Raw genomic sequence first — 2185 nt, 5'->3', positions numbered from 1 at the left:
GGTACGAGACCCTGCACACCCACAAACCCCACACCACAGAAGGAAAACCCAGAACCAAAAACGTGAAATTGATCCAAATGACCGGTATCTCAGGTGATCCACCAGAGAGGACACGGTCAAAGAAGGATACTTGCATCAAAAGAATCAAAATAAGCAGTGCCCATAAGAGCATTTTAATAAACCACGAGGCTTGTAACCGCACCGAGGCCAACACCCGCACCACAGCCCGAGGGTCAGAGGTTTCTTCTACCACCTGCTGGGTTTTCTGCTCACGATCACGCCGGCGCCCTTCAAATACTGCTGAGAGCCAAAACGTCCCCACCACAAAGACTAGGCAGAAGAGACCAAAGATAAGTTCACTGCTCATCAGCAGCTACCGCCCCTGATGTGCCGGTCTGAAGACTAGCCCCGGGGGCTTCGGATTCCCCACGAGCATTTTTAATGTTGCCGCCATAGGTTTTCGCCCCAGCCGTGAAACCAGACTTGATAGTACTCACCCCATCCTCATAAACATCAAGCGAATTAATCCTTGAACCACTCAAATACCTACCGTGTAATCACAGACTTCGCATACACAAAATCCTTCACCTCAGGAACCACGCGAACATACCCAGCACCCGGTGAAGGACTCCCCACCGGCCTTAGCCCCACATCACGCTGATCCAAATGAGCACTAGCAGGCACCTCCAACAAACGATACACCCACCGAAAATCTGTCACATACGCAGCAAGCGCACACATGTCAGACGTGGATAACGGATCAGCCCAATACCCATAATCCAGCCGAAACGCAATCTGCGACCCCACATACACACAGTTATACATCCCCGGCACAAACCGCGCCTTATACCCCTGCCGAGTCTGTACCTCAAACCCCCCATGCTCCGTATTGCAAGGATCAAAATAATACCCAGCAATCGCATGATACGGAAAACTCTTTCGAGCACCACCCAAAGGCTTATGCACAATCTCCGCACGCCGAAAATTCACATAATCATCACGACCGAACCTAATACAAAAAACAGCAACAGGAAACGTCACACAAACAACAAAAATAAAAGGGACGTATTCTTCCGAAGGCCTTCTCGCAATAAAAGCTAGAGCAATATAGCCTACAAAAAATATGATTGTTATCATCATGGCCCATCCTGCAATGGGGAACAATAAAGGCCGCCTCTGAACAATATTCATAAAACTCTCCACGAACTCCTCGACATCCCTAGCAGGAACAGATTCAGGAGTTTCTCCCAAAGTATCAGAGCGCTCATTCTTATGCACAGCACTTCCCTCAGCAGACGAGTCTTCTCCTGCCTTGCCGAATGTTGGCACACGATGCGAGGACGGTGTGGCACCCCAGCCCATGGTATACGCCGAGGTTATTTTCTGATAGTAGTTCTTTTGTTTTTTCTCGCTTCGATACGAGAGGTAACTACAGATAACGATGCCGCTAAAGATGAGGGAATAATAAATATAGTTTCCCATTGTTGCTACTCTCCAGGCCCCTATGCTTCCTAACCTTACTACCGTACGATATAGAACCAGCAGTAAATAAAGATTTACCAGCATTGACGTTAGTAGCTCAAGCAGCTGTTGAGGGTACCCAGGCGGCGGTGCCTCGGGTTGTACAGTTAGGGGTGGAAGACTTCGGATATGCTCAATGCCGGGATTTCAAAGGTAGGGGCTTTGAAACCGGTAGCAGCGATGCGGAATAGTAGTGTTGTGAATAATGCAAGTAACTGGGTGGGGTGGAAATTCTATGGTAAGACGGTCAGAGATGCTAGTGATCTTCAAACTGGGTCGCGGCAGGAACGGTAGTCTCTGATGAGTGACGGACTAATCTTTGGAATCATCTGCGTCACGTTTGTAGCAACAACATTCTGGCTCTCAGCAGTATTTGAAGGGCGCCGGCGTGATCGTGAGCAGAAAACCCAGCAGGTGGTAGAAGAAACCTCTGACCCTCGGGCTGTGGTGCGGGTGTTGGCCTCGGTGCGGTTACAAGCCTCGTGGTTCATCAAAATGCTCTTATGGGTAACGCTTATTATGCTAGCGCTTATTCTGTACGCCACGATCCAGCTAAGAATCAGTGGTGTACCTCTAGACACGGGAGACTGGGTTAGCGCAGGGCTACTTATAGTCTTTACCCCTGGTGCTGTGTGGGGTTTGTGGGTGTGCAGGGTCTCGTACC

General features: G+C 49.5%; 2 protein-coding genes and 2 pseudogenes. 1 reads left to right on the top strand and 3 read right to left on the bottom strand.

All coding sequences use genetic code 11. From position 1 onward, the window contains the following. From HMPREF2756_RS04285 to HMPREF2756_RS04275, 3 genes and pseudogenes are all read right to left on the bottom strand, one after another. Positions 1–367: pseudogene (locus HMPREF2756_RS04285) on the bottom strand (hypothetical protein); the annotation flags it as partial. After that, entirely contained in the window at positions 357–497 is a 141-nt protein-coding gene (locus HMPREF2756_RS04280; RefSeq protein ID WP_246825838.1) for a peptide methionine sulfoxide reductase, read from the bottom strand. The gene HMPREF2756_RS04280 and the pseudogene HMPREF2756_RS04285, both read right to left, overlap by 11 nt. Positions 498–546: 49 nt before the next feature. Further along, entirely contained in the window at positions 547–1482 is a 936-nt protein-coding gene (locus HMPREF2756_RS04275; RefSeq protein ID WP_070618656.1) for a hypothetical protein, read from the bottom strand. A 339-nt stretch (positions 1483–1821) separates the two neighbouring features. Between HMPREF2756_RS04275 and HMPREF2756_RS11340 the strand changes: the two are divergent. Continuing rightward, positions 1822–2185: pseudogene (locus HMPREF2756_RS11340) on the top strand (hypothetical protein); the annotation flags it as partial.

The sequence above is a fragment of the Rothia sp. HMSC067H10 genome, from assembly GCF_001810635.1.
Lineage (GTDB): Bacteria > Actinomycetota > Actinomycetes > Actinomycetales > Micrococcaceae > Rothia > Rothia dentocariosa.
The sequence above is the reverse complement of the archived record's forward strand: the minus strand, read 5'-3'. Positions and strand labels throughout refer to the sequence as shown.